Source organism: Paenibacillus sp. OAE614 (assembly GCF_040546645.1).
Classification (GTDB): Bacteria; Bacillota; Bacilli; order Paenibacillales; family Paenibacillaceae; genus Paenibacillus_AQ; species Paenibacillus_AQ favisporus.
On sequence record NZ_JBEPOD010000001.1, the window covers coordinates 1851671 to 1867932 of the forward strand.

19 protein-coding genes are annotated in these 16262 nt (G+C 53.4%); all 19 read left to right on the forward strand.

Annotated elements, in window-relative coordinates; genetic code table 11:
- The first annotated feature begins 2 nt into the window (after nucleotides 1-2).
- The 19 genes from fliJ to ABIE48_RS08980 all read left to right on the forward strand — a co-directional run bounded on the left by fliJ (nucleotide 3) and on the right by ABIE48_RS08980 (nucleotide 16250).
- Nucleotides 3-452 (forward strand): flagellar export protein FliJ, encoded by a 450-nt coding sequence (gene fliJ / locus ABIE48_RS08890; protein WP_105443629.1) that lies wholly within the window; start codon nucleotides 3-5, stop codon nucleotides 450-452.
- A gap of 42 nt (nucleotides 453-494) precedes the next feature.
- Nucleotides 495-1430 (forward strand): MotE family protein, encoded by a 936-nt coding sequence (locus tag ABIE48_RS08895; RefSeq protein WP_192714746.1) that lies wholly within the window; start codon nucleotides 495-497, stop codon nucleotides 1428-1430.
- Nucleotides 1431-1508: 78 nt separating this feature from the next.
- Nucleotides 1509-2975, forward strand: coding sequence for a flagellar hook-length control protein FliK (locus tag ABIE48_RS08900; protein ID WP_192714745.1), 1467 nt, complete (start codon nucleotides 1509-1511; stop codon nucleotides 2973-2975).
- A gap of 18 nt (nucleotides 2976-2993) precedes the next feature.
- Nucleotides 2994-3620 carry a flagellar hook capping FlgD N-terminal domain-containing protein gene (locus tag ABIE48_RS08905; protein ID WP_145021926.1) on the forward strand — a complete coding sequence of 209 codons (627 nt, stop codon included), beginning with the start codon at nucleotides 2994-2996 and terminating at the stop codon, nucleotides 3618-3620.
- Nucleotides 3617-4006: a TIGR02530 family flagellar biosynthesis protein gene (locus tag ABIE48_RS08910; RefSeq protein ID WP_116231250.1), complete on the forward strand. Its 390-nt coding sequence runs from the start codon at nucleotides 3617-3619 to the stop codon at nucleotides 4004-4006. The genes ABIE48_RS08905 and ABIE48_RS08910 overlap by 4 nt, the downstream gene beginning before the upstream one ends.
- A gap of 83 nt (nucleotides 4007-4089) precedes the next feature.
- On the forward strand, nucleotides 4090-4908 hold the full coding sequence (gene flgG, locus ABIE48_RS08915) for a flagellar basal body rod protein FlgG (protein WP_094593773.1): 819 nt from the start codon (nucleotides 4090-4092) through the stop codon (nucleotides 4906-4908).
- 56 nt (nucleotides 4909-4964) lie between these two features.
- Entirely contained in the window at nucleotides 4965-5189 is a 225-nt protein-coding gene (locus ABIE48_RS08920) for a flagellar FlbD family protein (RefSeq protein WP_076168142.1), read from the forward strand.
- Nucleotides 5186-5653, forward strand: coding sequence for a flagellar basal body-associated FliL family protein (locus ABIE48_RS08925; protein ID WP_076168140.1), 468 nt, complete (start codon nucleotides 5186-5188; stop codon nucleotides 5651-5653). Before ABIE48_RS08920 ends, ABIE48_RS08925 begins: the two co-directional genes overlap by 4 nt.
- A gap of 34 nt (nucleotides 5654-5687) precedes the next feature.
- Nucleotides 5688-6686, forward strand: coding sequence for a flagellar motor switch protein FliM (gene fliM, locus ABIE48_RS08930; RefSeq protein ID WP_076168138.1), 999 nt, complete (start codon nucleotides 5688-5690; stop codon nucleotides 6684-6686).
- Nucleotides 6676-7950 (forward strand): flagellar motor switch phosphatase FliY, encoded by a 1275-nt coding sequence (fliY, locus tag ABIE48_RS08935; protein WP_105443624.1) that lies wholly within the window; start codon nucleotides 6676-6678, stop codon nucleotides 7948-7950. The genes fliM and fliY overlap by 11 nt, the downstream gene beginning before the upstream one ends.
- 26 nt (nucleotides 7951-7976) lie before the next feature.
- Complete coding sequence (locus tag ABIE48_RS08940; protein WP_076168133.1) at nucleotides 7977-8342, forward strand: response regulator; 366 nt, start codon at nucleotides 7977-7979, stop codon at nucleotides 8340-8342.
- A gap of 8 nt (nucleotides 8343-8350) precedes the next feature.
- Nucleotides 8351-8884: a flagellar biosynthetic protein FliO gene (locus ABIE48_RS08945; protein WP_105443623.1), complete on the forward strand. Its 534-nt coding sequence runs from the start codon at nucleotides 8351-8353 to the stop codon at nucleotides 8882-8884.
- Nucleotides 8881-9633, forward strand: coding sequence for a flagellar type III secretion system pore protein FliP (fliP, locus tag ABIE48_RS08950; RefSeq protein WP_089546549.1), 753 nt, complete (start codon nucleotides 8881-8883; stop codon nucleotides 9631-9633). The genes ABIE48_RS08945 and fliP overlap by 4 nt, the downstream gene beginning before the upstream one ends.
- A 32-nt stretch (nucleotides 9634-9665) precedes the next feature.
- Complete coding sequence (gene fliQ / locus ABIE48_RS08955) at nucleotides 9666-9935, forward strand: flagellar biosynthesis protein FliQ (RefSeq protein ID WP_076168126.1); 270 nt, start codon at nucleotides 9666-9668, stop codon at nucleotides 9933-9935.
- A gap of 13 nt (nucleotides 9936-9948) precedes the next feature.
- Nucleotides 9949-10737: a flagellar biosynthetic protein FliR gene (gene fliR, locus ABIE48_RS08960; RefSeq protein WP_192714744.1), complete on the forward strand. Its 789-nt coding sequence runs from the start codon at nucleotides 9949-9951 to the stop codon at nucleotides 10735-10737.
- 22 nt (nucleotides 10738-10759) lie between these two features.
- Nucleotides 10760-11848: a flagellar biosynthesis protein FlhB gene (flhB, locus tag ABIE48_RS08965; RefSeq protein ID WP_325168650.1), complete on the forward strand. Its 1089-nt coding sequence runs from the start codon at nucleotides 10760-10762 to the stop codon at nucleotides 11846-11848.
- A gap of 21 nt (nucleotides 11849-11869) precedes the next feature.
- On the forward strand, nucleotides 11870-13903 hold the full coding sequence (flhA, locus tag ABIE48_RS08970) for a flagellar biosynthesis protein FlhA (protein WP_076168118.1): 2034 nt from the start codon (nucleotides 11870-11872) through the stop codon (nucleotides 13901-13903).
- Nucleotides 13900-15339: a flagellar biosynthesis GTPase FlhF gene (gene flhF, locus ABIE48_RS08975; RefSeq protein ID WP_192714742.1), complete on the forward strand. Its 1440-nt coding sequence runs from the start codon at nucleotides 13900-13902 to the stop codon at nucleotides 15337-15339. The genes flhA and flhF overlap by 4 nt, the downstream gene beginning before the upstream one ends.
- Nucleotides 15336-16250 carry a MinD/ParA family protein gene (locus ABIE48_RS08980; RefSeq protein WP_192714741.1) on the forward strand — a complete coding sequence of 305 codons (915 nt, stop codon included), beginning with the start codon at nucleotides 15336-15338 and terminating at the stop codon, nucleotides 16248-16250. The genes flhF and ABIE48_RS08980 overlap by 4 nt, the downstream gene beginning before the upstream one ends.
- Nucleotides 16251-16262: the final 12 nt, after the last annotated feature.

The following is a 16262-nucleotide window of genomic DNA, read 5'->3' on the forward strand; positions in this document are numbered from 1 at the left end:
GGATGAGATTTCAGTACGCGTTCCAAAAAATTGTCGACCTCAAAAGCAACGAACGTACCCAGGCGGAATGGATGCTGTCCAGCGCCATCGGCAAGCTTCAGGCGGAAGAAAAGTCGCTGGGAGAACTGCTGGATATCCGGGAGAGCATGGTCAAGCAGCTTCAGGAAGCCGCAGGCCAATGCGTTCCTGTCTCCATGATTCAGGAAATTCAGGCGTATGTCGAATATTTGGACCAATGCATACGGATGAAGCATGTGGATGTGAACAGAGCCAATATGAAGGTTCAGATGCAGCAGAAGCATTTGTCCACAAAGATGCTGGATGAAAACGTCTGGTTAAAAGCGCGGGATAAAGCAAAGACGGCATTTCAGCAGCAGGCGCTCCTGCATGAGCAGAACGAGCTTGACGAGATGGCGACCGTACGGTTTGCCATGGGCGCTAGGGCGAGATGAGTGAACGTGATATAGAGCTGCTGGCTTGGGGGTGGAACAACTGTGGCAAGAACAGGTTTTGAAGAATTAGAGAAAGAATCAACAGGGGGATTTGAACGGTTTTTGTTTTTTGTTATACCAATCATCTTTACGGTGGTGCTTCTGGGCGTGCTTCTGATGCTGCTGAACACCAACGTGCGGAACGAAGTGCTCGGCGTTGCCAACAAAATTCCGGTTGTGAAAAACTGGGTCCCTGACCCGGTTAAGGATCCGGAAGCGGCCAAGCTGGACAAAACGAAAGCACAGGTGGAGAGCGCGACCGCTACGATCAAGGAGCTGAAAAGCCAGCTGGAAGCCAAAGAAGCGGATCTTCAGAAGGCTAAGGAAGACCGGCAGCAGCAGGACAGTAAAATCAAATCGCTGCAGACGCAGATCGATCAGCTGCAGGAGAGCAGCGCGCAGGCTTCGGATGCACAGACGGGAAATACCGCCGACGATTACGAGAAGCAGGTCAAAAACTTGGCGAAAATGTACGCCGGCATGAGCCCGAGCAAAGCGGCGCCGATTCTGCAGAATATGACCACGGAAGAGGTCGTTCAGCTGCTTAGCGCCATGGATGCCGACAGCCGAATGAACATCCTCGCCAAGATGGATCCGAAGATGGCGGCCGATATCACGCTGAATATGAAGGACTCCGTGTCATCCAGCGATTTGGCGATCGCGGCGCTTCAATCCAGAGTGAACAAGGACAGCGCCGCACAGACGACACCGTCGTCAACCGGGCTCGACAAGGCTCAAATCAGCCAGACGTTCGGGTCGATGAACGCGGACAGCGCAGCCAATCTGCTGCTGGCCATGTACAAGATCAGTCCGGACAAAGTACTGACGATTCTGGGCGCCGTGGCAGATTCGACACGGTCAAGCATTTTGGATTCGATGAGCAAAACAGACCAGAAGACGAGCGCTGTCATTCTCAACAAATTGCTAAGCAGCAAGTAGAGATTCTTTTCAACCAGAGCTTCTTTTCAACAGAGTACTTGAATGTAGTACTGCACGCGAAAGGAGGTGAAAACAAAGATGAGCCTGATATTTCAAAACATTTCCGCAGGTGCGTCAGCCGGAGCGAAGACAGCAGGAACAAGCGGCGGTGCGGCAAACGCCTCGGCGGGAACGGCACTGGTACCGGCATTTGGAGTCTCGTTGACGCAGCTGATGACAGGTACAGCAGGCGGTTCGCAGGAAGCTTCGGCCATGAACGGCGTGGCGTCACTTTTGGAAGGGCTGCTGAAAAATGCTCAAACGACAGCGGTTCAAGAGAACGGGGACAGTGATGAGCAGAACACCGCAGCCCTGCTGCAAAGCCTTCTTCTGGATGCCGATCAGCTGGATGAAGCGATTGCCGAAGACCCTGAAGTGCTGAGCGCTCTGCAAAGCTGGATTCAGCAGGTAACCACCTTGCTGCTGAACGTTCAAGGAAACGGCGAAGCACAATCTGAAGACACCCCGGCTAATGAGGGAGATCAAGCCTTGACGGCACTGGCCAACCACCCGGCGACGGCACGGTTTGCCGCACAGGATGCGTTGACCCAGCTGATCACGGTGCTGCAGCAGCCAAGTACGGGGGCGGACACCACGGCGCAGGCGGCAGAACTGCTGGAAACGTTCCATAACCTGGTTCAGAACGCCACAGCTCCTGGGAAAAGTAAGCCGGCGGCTCTGGTCAAGGACTCGGAATCGGCAGCACCACAGGATGCGGCACCAATGTTTCAGCCTAAAGCGGAAGGACAAGCCAGCCGCATATCCGCGTTGCTGGAAGCGATCCGGCAGCAGCCGGCAGGCGATACTGCATCCGCTGCAAGCGGCAAGGCCGTGCTGAGTACGATCTTGACGAGACAGCAGCCGAATGCCGATGCGCAAACAGCAGCATCCGCTGCAAGCCCTTCTTCCGGAGAAGAGGTGGAAGCGGCGGCGAAGCCGGAGGATCCGCTTACCAGCCAGACGACGGTAACGGCAGGGCATCTCGTGATGAAAGAAGGCATTCAGTCGCCTCATAAAGCAGCGGCGCAAGCGGTGCCCGTTACGCAGTTTGCCAAAGAAATGAGCACATTTGTCGTAAACAAGCTGGAAATCGTGAAGCAAGAAGGCATCTCGGAAGCGAAAATATCGCTGTACCCGGAACATTTGGGCCAGGTCGACATTAAGCTGACGATGCAAAACGGACAGCTCGTTGCCCAATTTACGACCGAGCACGCCGGAGCCAAGGATTTGCTGGAACAGCAGATGAGTCAGCTCCGCAGTACGTTGCAGTCGCAGGGTGTGCAGGTTGAGAAACTTGTGGTAACGCAAAACCCTTCGCTGCAGTCCCAAATGTATCACGACGGCCGTCAATCCCAATCGGGTCAGCAGCAGCCGAACCGCCGGCAAAAGGACAAGAACGCTTCCTCCGAAGATGCCTTGACCGTGGCTGAGCTGGGAGACGAGCTGAATGAATGGCTTGCCCGGCAGCAGGCGGATCAAGGAAATACATTTACAGCCAAAGCGTAAAAACGGAGGTGAACAACTATGTCAGATATCGTATCGACAAGCAACATTTGGCCTAACTACTCGGCTTCCAACGTGCAGAAGGCCAGCACGAAGACGCAGACGCTCGGCAAGGACCAGTTTCTGAGCATTCTGGTGACCCAGCTTAAAAACCAGGACCCGATGCAGCCGATGGAGGACAAGGAATTTATTGCCCAGATGGCCCAATTCACCTCGGTCGAGCAGCTGATGAACATATCCAGCCAGCTGAACGCCATGAGCCAGTCCCTTGGCAACGTATCGGGACTGATCGGCAAACAGATCAGCTGGGTCGATAGCGGAAGCAGCTCCGATCAATCAGGCGAAAGTACGTCTGAGATCAAAACGGGCATCGTGGATTCGATTATCGTCAAGGACGGCGTTCAGTACGCTTCCGTCGGGTCGGTAGCGATTCCGATTACGAAGATCGTCGAAATCATGAATGCCAAGCAGGAAGAGGGTACTCCGCCGGCGGATACCGAAACGCCATCAACTGACGGTGCGTCGAATGCGGGCGGCGCGGCAGAAGGTTCTGCGGGCAGCGCCTCTGAAACCGGAGAGACAGGCGCCGAGGCAACAAGCGCAGCGGCAGGAGAGGGCACGACAGGCGGGAACGGGGAATCGGCATGAACGAACGGATGACGATCGGACAGCTCTATCCCGGAAGGATATATCCGGCAGCACCCGTCAAGACTTCGAAACCGGCCGCAACGCCGGACGCCTCGTCCCAGACGTCATTTGATGAACTGCTGCAGGGAAGCCTGCTCAAGTTCAGCAATCATGCGGCCAAGCGGCTGGAGCAAAGAGGGATCGAGATCAAAGGGGAGCAGCTGGACAAGCTGAACCAAGCCGTTGAAAAGGCTGCCGCCAAAGGCAGCAAGGAATCGCTGATCCTGATGAAGGATATGGCGCTCATCGTCAACGTTCCTAACCGGACGGTCGTGACAGCGATGGACGGCAAATCCATGAAAGACAACGTGTTTACCCAAATCGACAGCGCGGTCGTGCTGTCGTAAGCTGGCTGGCCCGAACCGGAAAGCCAGGGAACTGCTGACCGACTGACGCAGTTCATTTCACAAACCTAGGAGGAAACAGACCAATGTTGAGATCGATGTATTCAGGCGTTTCAGGGATGCGCGGATTCCAAACCAAGCTCGACGTAATCGGCAACAATATCGCCAACGTTAACACGACGGGCTTTAAATCCGGCCGGGTCATGTTTAAGGATGTCATGAGCCAGACTGTATCGGGCGTGACCGCGCCGGACGGAACAGACCAAGCCGGAGTTAATGCCAAGCAGATTGGTCTCGGCGTGTCCATCGGTTCGATTGATACCGTTCATACGGCTGGAAGCGCGATGACCACCAACGTTCCTACAGACCTGCGGATCGACGGAGACGGATTCTTTCTTATTAAACTGTCAGGCGATCAGGAAACACCATTTCTGACCCGCGCCGGTGACTTCCATGTGGATGCGCAAAAAAATCTGGTGACTTCAGATGGGATGTTCGTTTGCGATTCCGATGGAACTCCTATTACGCTTCAAGCGGAGACCGTTTCATTCTCGATTTCCCAAGATGGAACCATTATTCAGAAACTGGCTGACGGGACTACCGATAATGGAACGATTATAGGTGTGGGTAAGGTGACGAACCCGGAAGGTCTAGAGAAAATCGGCGGTAACCTGTACCGGATGACTTTGAACGCCAACGATGGTGGAACGCTTACCCCTACAACGGGGAACGACGCAGATGCAGGAACTGGTGCAATCGTAGCCGGGCAGTTGGAAATGTCCAACGTCGACCTGACCGGCGAATTCACCGAAATGATCGTCGCCCAGCGTGGCTTCCAGGCGAATTCCCGGATCATTACGACCTCTGACGAAGTTCTGCAGGAAATTGTCAATCTGAAGCGTTAGTAGAGTGAAGTGACGGGGGAGGCCTGTCCTCCTCCGATTTCCATAGGAGGCCTGCTATGATTTTAGTTACCCGGTTAAACGGCTCACCATTATGGCTGAATGCCCTGCTTATCGAAACAGTGGAAGAAACGCCGGACACGTATATTACCCTGGTTACGGGCAAACGAATGATTGTTTTGGAAAAAGCGGCGGAAGTCATTTCCCTGGTGAAGCAATACAATCAGGAAATCGGCGTTCACAACGCAACTATTAAAGTGCAACAAACGGAGGAATCCCCATGAAAAAGATGCTGCCCTGGCTAATAACGATACTGCTGGCGATTACACTGATCGTGCTTGCCGCATTTTTGCTGATGGATAAATATTTCGGGAGCAGTTCAAACGAAACGAAATCGGCCGCCCAAACGATCGAGGCTCCAAAATTATCGGCAGACGAGCTTGTGGAAATCACTTCGGAGATTACGGATATCAAGACCAATCTCGCGGATCAGGATTATATCGTATTGATGAATTTTGCGTTCCAATTGAACGACAAAAAATCGAAGGAAGAATTCGATAAGATCAAAGAATTCGAAATCAAGCCCATCATTATTAAGACGCTCGCCGATACGAGACCCGAGGAACTGAAGGGCTCCAAAGGAAAAGACCAATTAAGCGCAAAATTGATCAATCTGATCAATAAAACCCTGACACGAGGGAAACTGACACAAATCTCCATCACGAACTTTGTTTTGACGCCGCTGTAACATAACGACCGGAAACCGTAAGGGGGTGAGATGATTGGTTGATGTATTATCGCAAAATGAGATTGACGCCCTGCTCGCCGCACTGTCGTCCGGTGAAATGGATGCGGAGGAACTTAAAAAAGAAGAGACCCAGAAAAAAATCCGTTCCTATGATTTCAAGCGGGCCGTCCGCTTTTCCAAGGATCATATCCGAAGTCTGACACGGATTCATGAAAATTTCGCACGTTATCTGACGACCTATTTTTCCGCACAGCTGCGGACGTTTGTTCAAATTAACGTCGTTCAGGTCGAGCAGCTTCCTTATGACGAATTTATCCGCTCGATTCCGAAGATGACGATTCTCAATATTTTTGAGGCGGAACCGTTGAAAGGAAGAATGGTGCTGGAGGTACACCCCAACGTGGCCTATGCCATGCTGGACCGGCTGCTGGGCGGAGTCGGAAACGCTCCTTCCAAAATCAACTCGCTCACCGAAATCGAAACGACGATCATGGAGCGGATTTTCAGCCGGGCGTTCGAGAGCTTGGCGGAAGCGTGGAAAACGGTGCTGGATATCTCTCCACGGATGGAAGCGATGGAGACGAATCCGCAGTTTATGCAGATCGTCTCACCGAATGAAACCATCGCCCTGATTTCGCTCAGCACCAAAATCGGCGATACGACGGGTATGATCAACCTCTGTATTCCGCATGTAGTGCTGGAGCCGATCATGTCGAAGCTCTCGGCCCATCAGTGGTTTGTATCGGAGAAGAAGTCCAGCGTGCCGGAGGAAGCCGAGTCGCTCAAAAACCGGATCAGCCAAGCCAAGCTGAGCATGATCGCCGAGCTTGGGGAGTCTTATATCTCCGTATCCGAGTTTTTGGGATTGAATGTAGGGGACGTCATCAGCCTGGCCAAGCCGGTACATTCGGGACTGAAAATCAAGGTTGGTGACCGGTTGAAGTTTATAGGAAGCCCGGGTACCGTCAAAGACCGCGTGGCCGTGCAAATCGACGAAATTGTCAGCGAAGGAGCTGAGGAACTTGACGAGTAAAGATTATTTATCCCAGGAAGAGATCGACGCCCTGCTGAAACAGACCGAAGCGGCCGACTTCTCCCGGAATGCGGGTTCGACGGTAGACGATTATTTAACGCCTCTGGAGCAGGATGCACTGGGAGAGATCGGCAACATTACGTTTGGCAGTGCAGCCACCGCACTTTCGACGCTGCTTGGCAAGAAGGTGGACATTACGACGCCGAAGGTGTCGATCATTACCCGCAGCCAGTTTGAGGAAGAGTTCCCCAAGCCCCATGTGGCTGTTCATGTCACGTATGTGGACGGTTTTGAAGGGATCAACTCTTTGGTCATTAAAACGCGTGACGCGCAGGTCATCGCCGACCTGATGCTGGGCGGAGAAGGTGATCCGCAGGATGCGGAGCTGAACGAAATCCATATCAGCGCGGTTCAGGAAGCGATGAACCAAATGATGGGCTCTTCGGCCACTTCGATGTCGACGATATTTAACCGGTTCGTCAATATTTCGCCGCCAGGCATCGACATTCTGGACATGGCCAACGGCGACGGGGTTAATAGCCTGCCTTCCGAGCAGACGCTGATCAAGATCTCTTTCCGGCTCAAAATCGGAGAATTGATCGATTCCACGATCATGCAGCTGCTTCCGGTCCAGTTCGCCAAGGATATGGTCAGCATGCTGATCCATGGTTCGGACGAGGCGGAGCAGTCGATGCAGCAGGCGGCTCCAGCGGTTGAAGCGCCTGAGCGGCCGGCATCTCAGCCTGAGGCCTCTTACCCTCCTCCGGCAGCCAGTCAGCCGGCTCCGCAGCAGCAGGATTACGGAATGCCGTCCGGAGCGCCGGGCTACGGTGCTCCAGCTGCCGGGATGCCCGCTTCCATGCCGGGGCAAGCATACGATCCGAACATGCAGAATCCTTATGCGGCCATGCCGCAGCATTACGGGTCTATGCCTAACCGCAACGTCAATGTGCAGCCCGTGCAATTTGCGAATTTACAAGGTGGCTCGTACGGCCAGGTCGATCAAAATAATTTAAACTTATTGATGGACATTCCTCTTAAAGTCACCGTAGAATTAGGAAGGACCCAGAAGCAAATTAAGGATATCCTGGAAATGTCTCAAGGTTCAATCATCGAGCTGGACAAGCTGGCGGGCGAGCCGGTTGACATCCTGATCAACAACAAGCTGATCGCCAAAGGCGAGGTTGTCGTTATCGATGAAAACTTCGGGGTGCGTGTCACGGATATTCTCAGCCAGTGGGACCGAATACAAAAATTACAATAGCAAAATTTAGGGAGGATTTTTAATCAATGGCAAATCGAATTCTTATCGTGGATGACGCTGCATTTATGAGAATGATGATCCGTGATATTTTGACTAAAAACGGTTTTGAGGTAGTCGGAGAGGCCCAGGATGGATCCCAGGCGATCGAGAAGTTTAAAGAGCTTCGTCCGGACCTGATTACGATGGATATTACGATGCCGGAAATGGACGGGATCGCCGCGCTGAAAGAAATCAAAAAGATCGACCCGGCCGCGAAGGTCATTATGTGCTCCGCCATGGGGCAGCAGGCGATGGTCATCGACGCCATCCAAGCAGGCGCCAAGGATTTTATCGTCAAACCGTTCCAGACTGACCGCGTTATTGAAGCCATCAATAAGACGCTGGGAGTTTAGGACTTTAGATGAGTAATCCAGATACGCCGCTTCCTGGCTCCGGTAATTACGCCCTCAGCCTGGTTTATGTCATCATCGTCCTGGCGGTGATTATTGCACTCATTATTCTTCTGATCCGTTTTCTCGGCCGGAAAAATAAAACTTGGTTCAGCAGCCGTTCGATCCGGACGCTGGGGGCTGTCGGGCTGGGACCGAACAAATCGCTCCAGGTCATTGAAATCGGCAGCAGCGTATATTTGGTCGGCGTAGGCGAAGATATTCGCCTCGTCGATAAAATTACCGACCCTGACGAGGTCGCCGTCATCCTGGCATCGTTTGAACAGGATCCGGCATACTCGCAGAACGGGTTAACGCCTTTGGTGGCCAAGCTTGCTGCAAAGCTGCGCAAAACGGGACCGGTATCCGAGGAGATCAGTCTGGAGGAAACGCCGGAATTTCATGAAGTATTTGACGAGAAGCTGCGCCGGATGTCGAACCGTAAAGAGAAGATGGAAGAGCTCCTGCGGGAAGACAATACTACAGATCGGTTGAGGGAGCCATGAAAAAGAAGGTTTTGTTCGTTTGTATCATCGTTACATTGATCAGCCTGCTCTCGGTGACGGCCGCCTTTGCGGATCCGATACCGAATATCGATATCCAGGTAGGGGACTCCGGAGGGAAGCCAAGCACCAGCTCGCTCTCGATTCTGCTTCTCATCACGGTCATCAGCATCGCGCCGGCGCTGCTTGTGCTGATGACCAGTTTTACGCGGATCGTGATCGTGCTCGGTTTTGTCAGAACGTCGCTTGGAACTCAGCAGATGCCCCCTAACCAGGTCATCGTAGGGCTGGCTCTTTTTTTGACGCTGTTTGTCATGACGCCAACCTTTTCCTCCATCAATGATGTGGCCCTGCAGCCGTATTTAAAAGGGGAACTGACACAGACGCAGGCTTTGGACAAAGCGGCGGAACCGATGAAAAAGTTCATGTTCTCCAACACAAGGGAGAAGGACCTGCTGCTGTTTATGAAATATACCAAGATCGAAAAGCCGAATACCTACAAGGACATTCCGCTCACGGTCATGGTGCCGGCGTTCGCGATCAGCGAGCTCAAAACGGCCTTTCAGATGGGATTCATGATCTTTATTCCTTTTCTCATTATAGATATCGTCGTATCCAGTACCTTGATGGCGATGGGCATGATGATGCTTCCGCCGGTCATGATCTCGCTGCCGTTTAAAATTTTGCTGTTTGTGCTGGTGGACGGTTGGTATTTGGTCGTCAAGTCGCTGCTGATGAGCTTTAATACCTGAATGAGTATGAAGAAGGGGCGGGATGCTCAGCCATGAATTCGGAATTTATTATCGGTCTCGCCGGCCAGGCGGTATATACCGTGCTGAAGGTCAGTGCGCCCATGCTGCTGCTGGGACTCATCGTCGGTCTGGTGATCAGCATTTTCCAGGCGACAACCCAAATTCAGGAGCAGACGCTGGCATTTGTGCCAAAGATCGTGGCCGTACTGCTGGCGATTCTTTTCTTTGGGCCATGGATCCTGACGACGCTGGTGGACTTCACCTTTAACATTTTGGACAACTTGTACAAATATATCGGATAGGCGGACTTATTCAATGAACATGCTGCTGGAAAGTCTGCCGGTTTTTATGCTTATTTTTTGTCGAATTACAGCCTTTTTTGTTGTCGTTCCGGTGCTTTCTTCCAAAGGAGTCCCGAATATTTTCAAAATAGGCATCGCTTTTTTCGTATCTGCGCTTGTGTACCTAACTTATGGCGTGCATCAGAGCGTTCCGGCAGATGTGACTTACGTCCTCTTGATCATCAGGGAAGTGCTGATCGGGCTGCTGCTCGGATTCGTCGCCTATGTGCTGTTTATGGTGATCCAGACGGCCGGCTCCTTCACAGACATCCAGATCGGCTTCGGGATCGCGAACGTGCTGGATCCAATGACGGGCACCTCAGCGCCAATGCTGGGCAACTTCAAGTACATGTTTGCCCTGCTGCTGTTTTTGACGATGAACGGGCACCACTATTTGCTAGACGGCATCATCCGGAGCTATGACTGGGTTCCGCTTTCCAACGAGTTGTTTATGAGAATGGCGGATGGCAGCTTGTCGGAATTTTTGATCAAGACGTTCGGCCAGTCGTTTGTCCTTGCCTTTCAAATGTCGGCTCCGCTCGTCACGGCGCTGTTCCTGACAGACATCGGGCTGGGGTTTCTGGCACGCACCGCACCGCAGTTTAACGTATTTGCCGTCGGGATGCCGCTGAAAATTATTGTCGGACTGATGATTCTGTTTTTGCTGGTACCGAGCTTTTCCTATATTTTCGGCGACTTGTTCGGGATCATGTTTGAGTCGATGCAGACGCTTCTGGGGATTATCGGTCACAAGCCTGCGTAATGTGAGGATGGAGGGAAGGAACGTGTCCTACAGGTATCCCCTGGATCTGCAGCTGTTTGGCGGAGAAAAAACCGAAAAAGCGACCCCGAAAAAGCGGCAGGATACCCGGAAAAAGGGCCAGGTCGCCAAAAGCCAGGATTTAACCGGCGCGGTCGTTCTGCTGGCTTCCTTTTTCAGCCTTCTCATCTTCGGCTCATCGTTCAAGGAGCGGCTTGTCGGACTGTTCAAGGACATTTTTCTGAACCGACTGACCATGGATTTGTCGATTAACAACGTCATGAGCCTCGCCGTGGAATACGGCATCGACATTTTGCTGCTGCTGGCGCCGGTGTTTCTTACCGTCGTCGTCATGGCGCTCGCCGCTAATTTGATGCAGGTCGGTTTCATGCTGACGGGGGAATCGCTGAAGCCCAAATTCAGCAAGCTGGACCCGATCAAAGGGTTTAAAAATATATTCTCGGTCCGTTCTCTGGTCGAGTTCGCGAAATCGATCTTAAAGCTGGTGATCATCGGCTTTCTCGTTTATCAAACGCTAAGGGGTGCCATCGCGGATATCGGCAAGCTGTCCGAGGTTAATATTGAGAAGACGTTTCATTTTGTGGCCAGTTTGACGATGACGCTCGGCCTAAAAATAGGGGCCGCCCTGTTTGTGATGGCCGCACTGGATTTTTTGTATCAAAAGTATGAATTCGAGAAAAGCATTCGGATGTCGAAACAGGACATTAAAGACGAGTATAAAAAAATGGAGGGGGATCCGCTGATCAAGGGGAAGATCAGGGAGCGGCAGCGCCGGATGGCGATGCAGCGGATGATGCAGGAAGTGCCGAAGGCCGACGTCGTCATCACGAACCCGACCCACTTCGCGGTGGCCCTGAAGTACGAGGGCTCGAACATGGAAGCCCCGCAAATCGTAGCCAAAGGCCAGGATTTTGTGGCTCTGCGGATCAAGGAGATCGCCAAGGAAAACGGCGTGATTACGATGGAAAACAAGCCGCTGGCCCGTGCGCTGTTTCAAAGGGCGGAGATCGGGGACTCGATTCCCGCCGATTTGTTTCAAGCCGTGGCTGAAGTACTGGCTTATGTATATAAATTAAAAGGCAAAGTGAGATAAGGGATCGGAGGTAAGGAAGCTTTGAAATTAAAAGAGATAACGATACTGACCGGCGTCATCGGCATTGTAATGATGATGATTCTTCCGATCCCGTCCTGGCTGCTCGACGTGCTGCTGGTCATCAATATTTCGCTCGCGCTCATTATTTTGCTCGTCGCGATGAATACGCAGGAAGCGCTGCAGTTTTCCATTTTCCCTTCGCTTCTGCTCATTACGACGCTGTTCCGGCTGGCGCTGAACATTTCGACGACCAAGCTTATCCTGTCCGAGGGCTTTGCCGGCGACGTCGTCAAAACGTTCGGCAGCTGGATCGCCAGAGGGGAAATCGCCGTCGGCTTTATCGTCTTTCTGATTCTGGTTGTCGTGCAGTTCATCGTCATCACGAAGGGATCGGAACGCGTGGCGGAAGTCGCCGCCCGGTTCACACTCGATGCGATGCCCGGCAAGCAGATGAGCATTGACGCCGACCTGAACGCCGGCATGATCAATGAGCAGCAGGCCAGGGAGCGGCGCCGCAAAGTAGAACGCGAAGCGGACTTTTACGGCGCGATGGACGGTGCGAGCAAGTTCGTCAAAGGGGACGCGATTGCGAGCATCATCATCCTGCTGATCAACCTGGTCGGCGGTTTTATTATCGGGATCGCCATGCGGGGCCTGTCCTTCCAGGATGCAATGTCCACCTACTCGGTACTAACTATCGGGGATGGTCTGGTCAGTCAAATTCCCGCACTCTTAATTTCAACGGCTTCCGGTTTGATCGTGACGCGTTCTTCTTCGGAAGGCAATTTGGCGAACGATCTGACCAAACAGCTGCTGTCGTACCCGAAGCTGCTGTACATTGTGGCGGCGACGATTGCCCTCCTCGGGCTGTTTACTCCGATTCATCTCATCACGACGCTTCCGCTGGCCGGGCTGCTCGCTTTTGCCGCTTACCGGATGCAGCGGAACATGGACAAAAAGCAGATCGAGGTGGAGCAGCTGGAAGAGGAACAGCAGATCGAAGAGGTGCGCAGTCCGGAAAGTGTCATCAACCTGCTGCAGGTGGACCCGATCGAATTCGAATTCGGTTACGGATTGATTCCTTTGGCGGATACACAGCAGGGCGGAGATTTGCTTGACCGGATCATTATGATCCGCAGACAGTGCGCCTTAGAGCTGGGACTTGTGGTCCCGGTGATCCGGATCCGCGACAATATTCAACTAAAACCGAACGAATATGTCATTAAAATTAAAGGGAATACCGTCGGAAGCGGTGAATTACTATTAAATCACTACCTGGCCATGAGTCCCGGATACGATGACGAATCGATCACGGGAATTGAAACTTTGGAACCAGCTTTCGGACTCCCGGCCTTGTGGATTGACGAAGCGACGAAGGATCGCGCGGAGCTTTCGGGCTATACGGTAGTGGATCCGCCGTCCGTCGTGGCGACCCATTTGACCGAGCTGATCAAAAAGCATGCCCACGAGCTGCTTGGACGGCAGGAGACGAAAACGCTGGTCGACAATTTGCGCGAAAATTATCCGGTTCTCGTCGACGAGCTCATTCCGTCGGTGCTGTCGATCGGAGATGTTCAGAAAGTACTGGCCAAGCTGCTTCGTGAGAAAATTTCGATTCGGGATTTGGTGTCGATCTTTGAAACGCTGGCCGATTACGGCCAATATACGAAAGACCCCGATGTGCTGACCGAGTATGTGCGGCAGGCATTATCCCGCCAAATTACGCAGCAGTTCTCCAGGGAAGGCGAGACGCTAAAGGTCATTACGGTAGGGCCAACGCTGGAGAAAAAGATTGCCGACAGCGTCCAGCAGACGGATCAGGGGAGTTATCTGGCGATGGACCCGGTATCTACCCAGACGGTGTACCAGAAGCTCAGTGAGCAGATCAACCGCCTGCTTCAATCGGGACAGCAACCCATTTTGCTTGCCTCGCCGACCATCCGGATGTATTTGCGCCAGGTGATCGAGCGGACCATGCAGGATATTCCGGTTCTTTCTTACAGCGAGCTTGAACCCAATGTAGAAATTCAAAGTGTCGGAGTGGTGAACTTATGAGAGTAAAGCGATATGTGGTCGATACGATGCCTGAAGCTATGCTCCAAATCCGCAATGACCTGGGCAGCGATGCCGTCATTCTGAGCACGAAGGAGACCAAGCTGGGCGGCTTCCTGGGCATGTTTAAGAAGAAAAAAATCGAGGTCATCGCCGCGGTGGAAGCAGACGAACAGGCGAATACAGCAACGAAACAGCGGCAGGCGCAGGCCCCGGCTCCTCAAAAGGCGGCCGTCCCACAGAAGGCCGTGCCGCAGGCATACAAGAAGACCGCCGAGCTGACCCTTGCCGCAACCGGCGCCCAGGTTACTGCTGATCAAGCCCAGCCGGAGGCCGCTCCTGTTCGTCCGGAGCCTCGGGGGGCGGAGATGACATCCGTTCAAGCCGGCAAGGCCGTGACCCAGACGGCAGGCTATGGGGAATCAGCAGCTGCGAACGAGACGCCGCCTTCCAACGTAACGTTCCCTCTTTCGGAACGGGGGCAGACCACCGGAGCACTCAGCCGCTCTGAACAGCCTCAGCCGGCAGAGGATAGAGAGCCGGAGGCCAAAAACAGTGTGGAGGCCAAGCTGCTGGAAGAGCTGCAGGAAATGAAGGCGTGGATGGCCAAAATCTCCCGCCAGTCGATGATGAAGCAGCAGCTGCCGGCTGTGCTGGAGAAGCTGCAGGAGCGGTTGATCCAGCAGGAGGTTGACTTTGACCTCATCGAGGAGTGGATTACCTCCTCCTTCGATCATTGGGAAGAGAGCGGCCGGACGCTCGGGGATACGGAATTGTTTGCACATGTACGCAGCCAGGTGCTGGCGTTCCTGTCGGAGCGGTTTGGCGGAGGCATTGCCAACCGCACTCGGATCGTCTATGTCGCAGGTCCTACGGGGGTCGGCAAAACGACGACCATCGCCAAGCTGGCTGCGGAACAGCTGCTGCGTTTTCACCGGAAAGTTGGCCTGATCACATCCGATACCTACCGGATATCGGCGGTTGACCAGCTTCGGACGTACGCCTCCATTCTGAATGTCCCGCTGGAGGTGGTGCAGTCGCCCGGTGATATGCAGCGGGCGTTTCAGCGCCTTCAGGACTGCGACATCATCCTGATGGACACGGCCGGCCGCAACTATCGTAACGAACTGCTCGTCTCGGAGCTGCAAAGCCTGTTTTCCGCCATAACGGACCACAGCGAAACCTTTCTGGTGCTCAGCCTGACATCCAAGAGCCAGGATATGAAGAAGATCACAGAACACTTCAGCAAGTATGGGCTGGACAAGGTGATCTTCACCAAGCTGGATGAGACCGGAAGCTGCGGCTCCGTCTTTAACCTGATCCGGGAATACCCGCTGTACCTGTCCTACATGACTAACGGCCAGAACGTGCCTGAAGACCTTCTGCTTCCGGACAGCAAGAAGCTGTGTCGTATGCTGCTTGGAGAAGAGGCGCCATGATGGACCAGGCACAAGCATTAAGGGATTTGATCCGGCAGCAGGGATCCGGCGGGAGAGGAGCCGAAGCCGGAATGGAACCCAGGCTGACCGGGAAGGGGAAAACCGCCAAGCTGATCACCGTCACGAGCGGAAAGGGAGGCGTAGGCAAATCGAACTTTACGCTCAACTTTGCCCTTGCCCTGCAGGCGATGGGACGGAAAGTGCTGGTGTTTGACGCCGATATCGGTATGGCCAATATCGATGTACTGATGGGCATCTCGCCAAAATTCAACCTGTACCATTTGCTCCAGCGTGAGAAGTCGGCGAGCGAAATCATCGAGAAGGGACCACATTCGTTGTCTTTTATCGCCGGGGGCTCCGGGTTATCCGAGCTGCTGTCACTCTCCGAGCAGGATCTGGTTTATTTTACGGAGCAGATTGAAGGACTGGCAGACGAGATGGACTATATCATCTTCGATACCGGCGCGGGGCTGTCCAAGGAGAACCTGAACTTTATCCGTTCGGCGGATGAATGCCTGGTTGTGACCACACCGGAGCCGACTTCAATCACCGACGCCTACGCTTTAATCAAGGTGGTCAGCGGCGCGGAACCGGGCGTTACCTTCAAGCTGATCATTAATCGGGCGGGCGATGAGAAGGAAGCGGCTCAAACCGCCGACAAAATCGCCATGGCGGCCCGGCGTTTTCTGGGCGTGGAAACGACCATGCTGGGTTACATCGCAGATGACAGTCATGTTGTACAAGCCGTGAAGAAGCAGGTTCCCTTTTCCCTTGCATACCCGAACTGCAATGCAGCGAAGGATCTGCAGCGGATCGCATACCGTTACTTGCTCGTACCGGCTCCCCCGGAACCAAGTGCCTTGACAGGAATCAAAGGGTTTATGCATAAATGGCTTCGTCGTACAAAATGATTTTCTGTACTA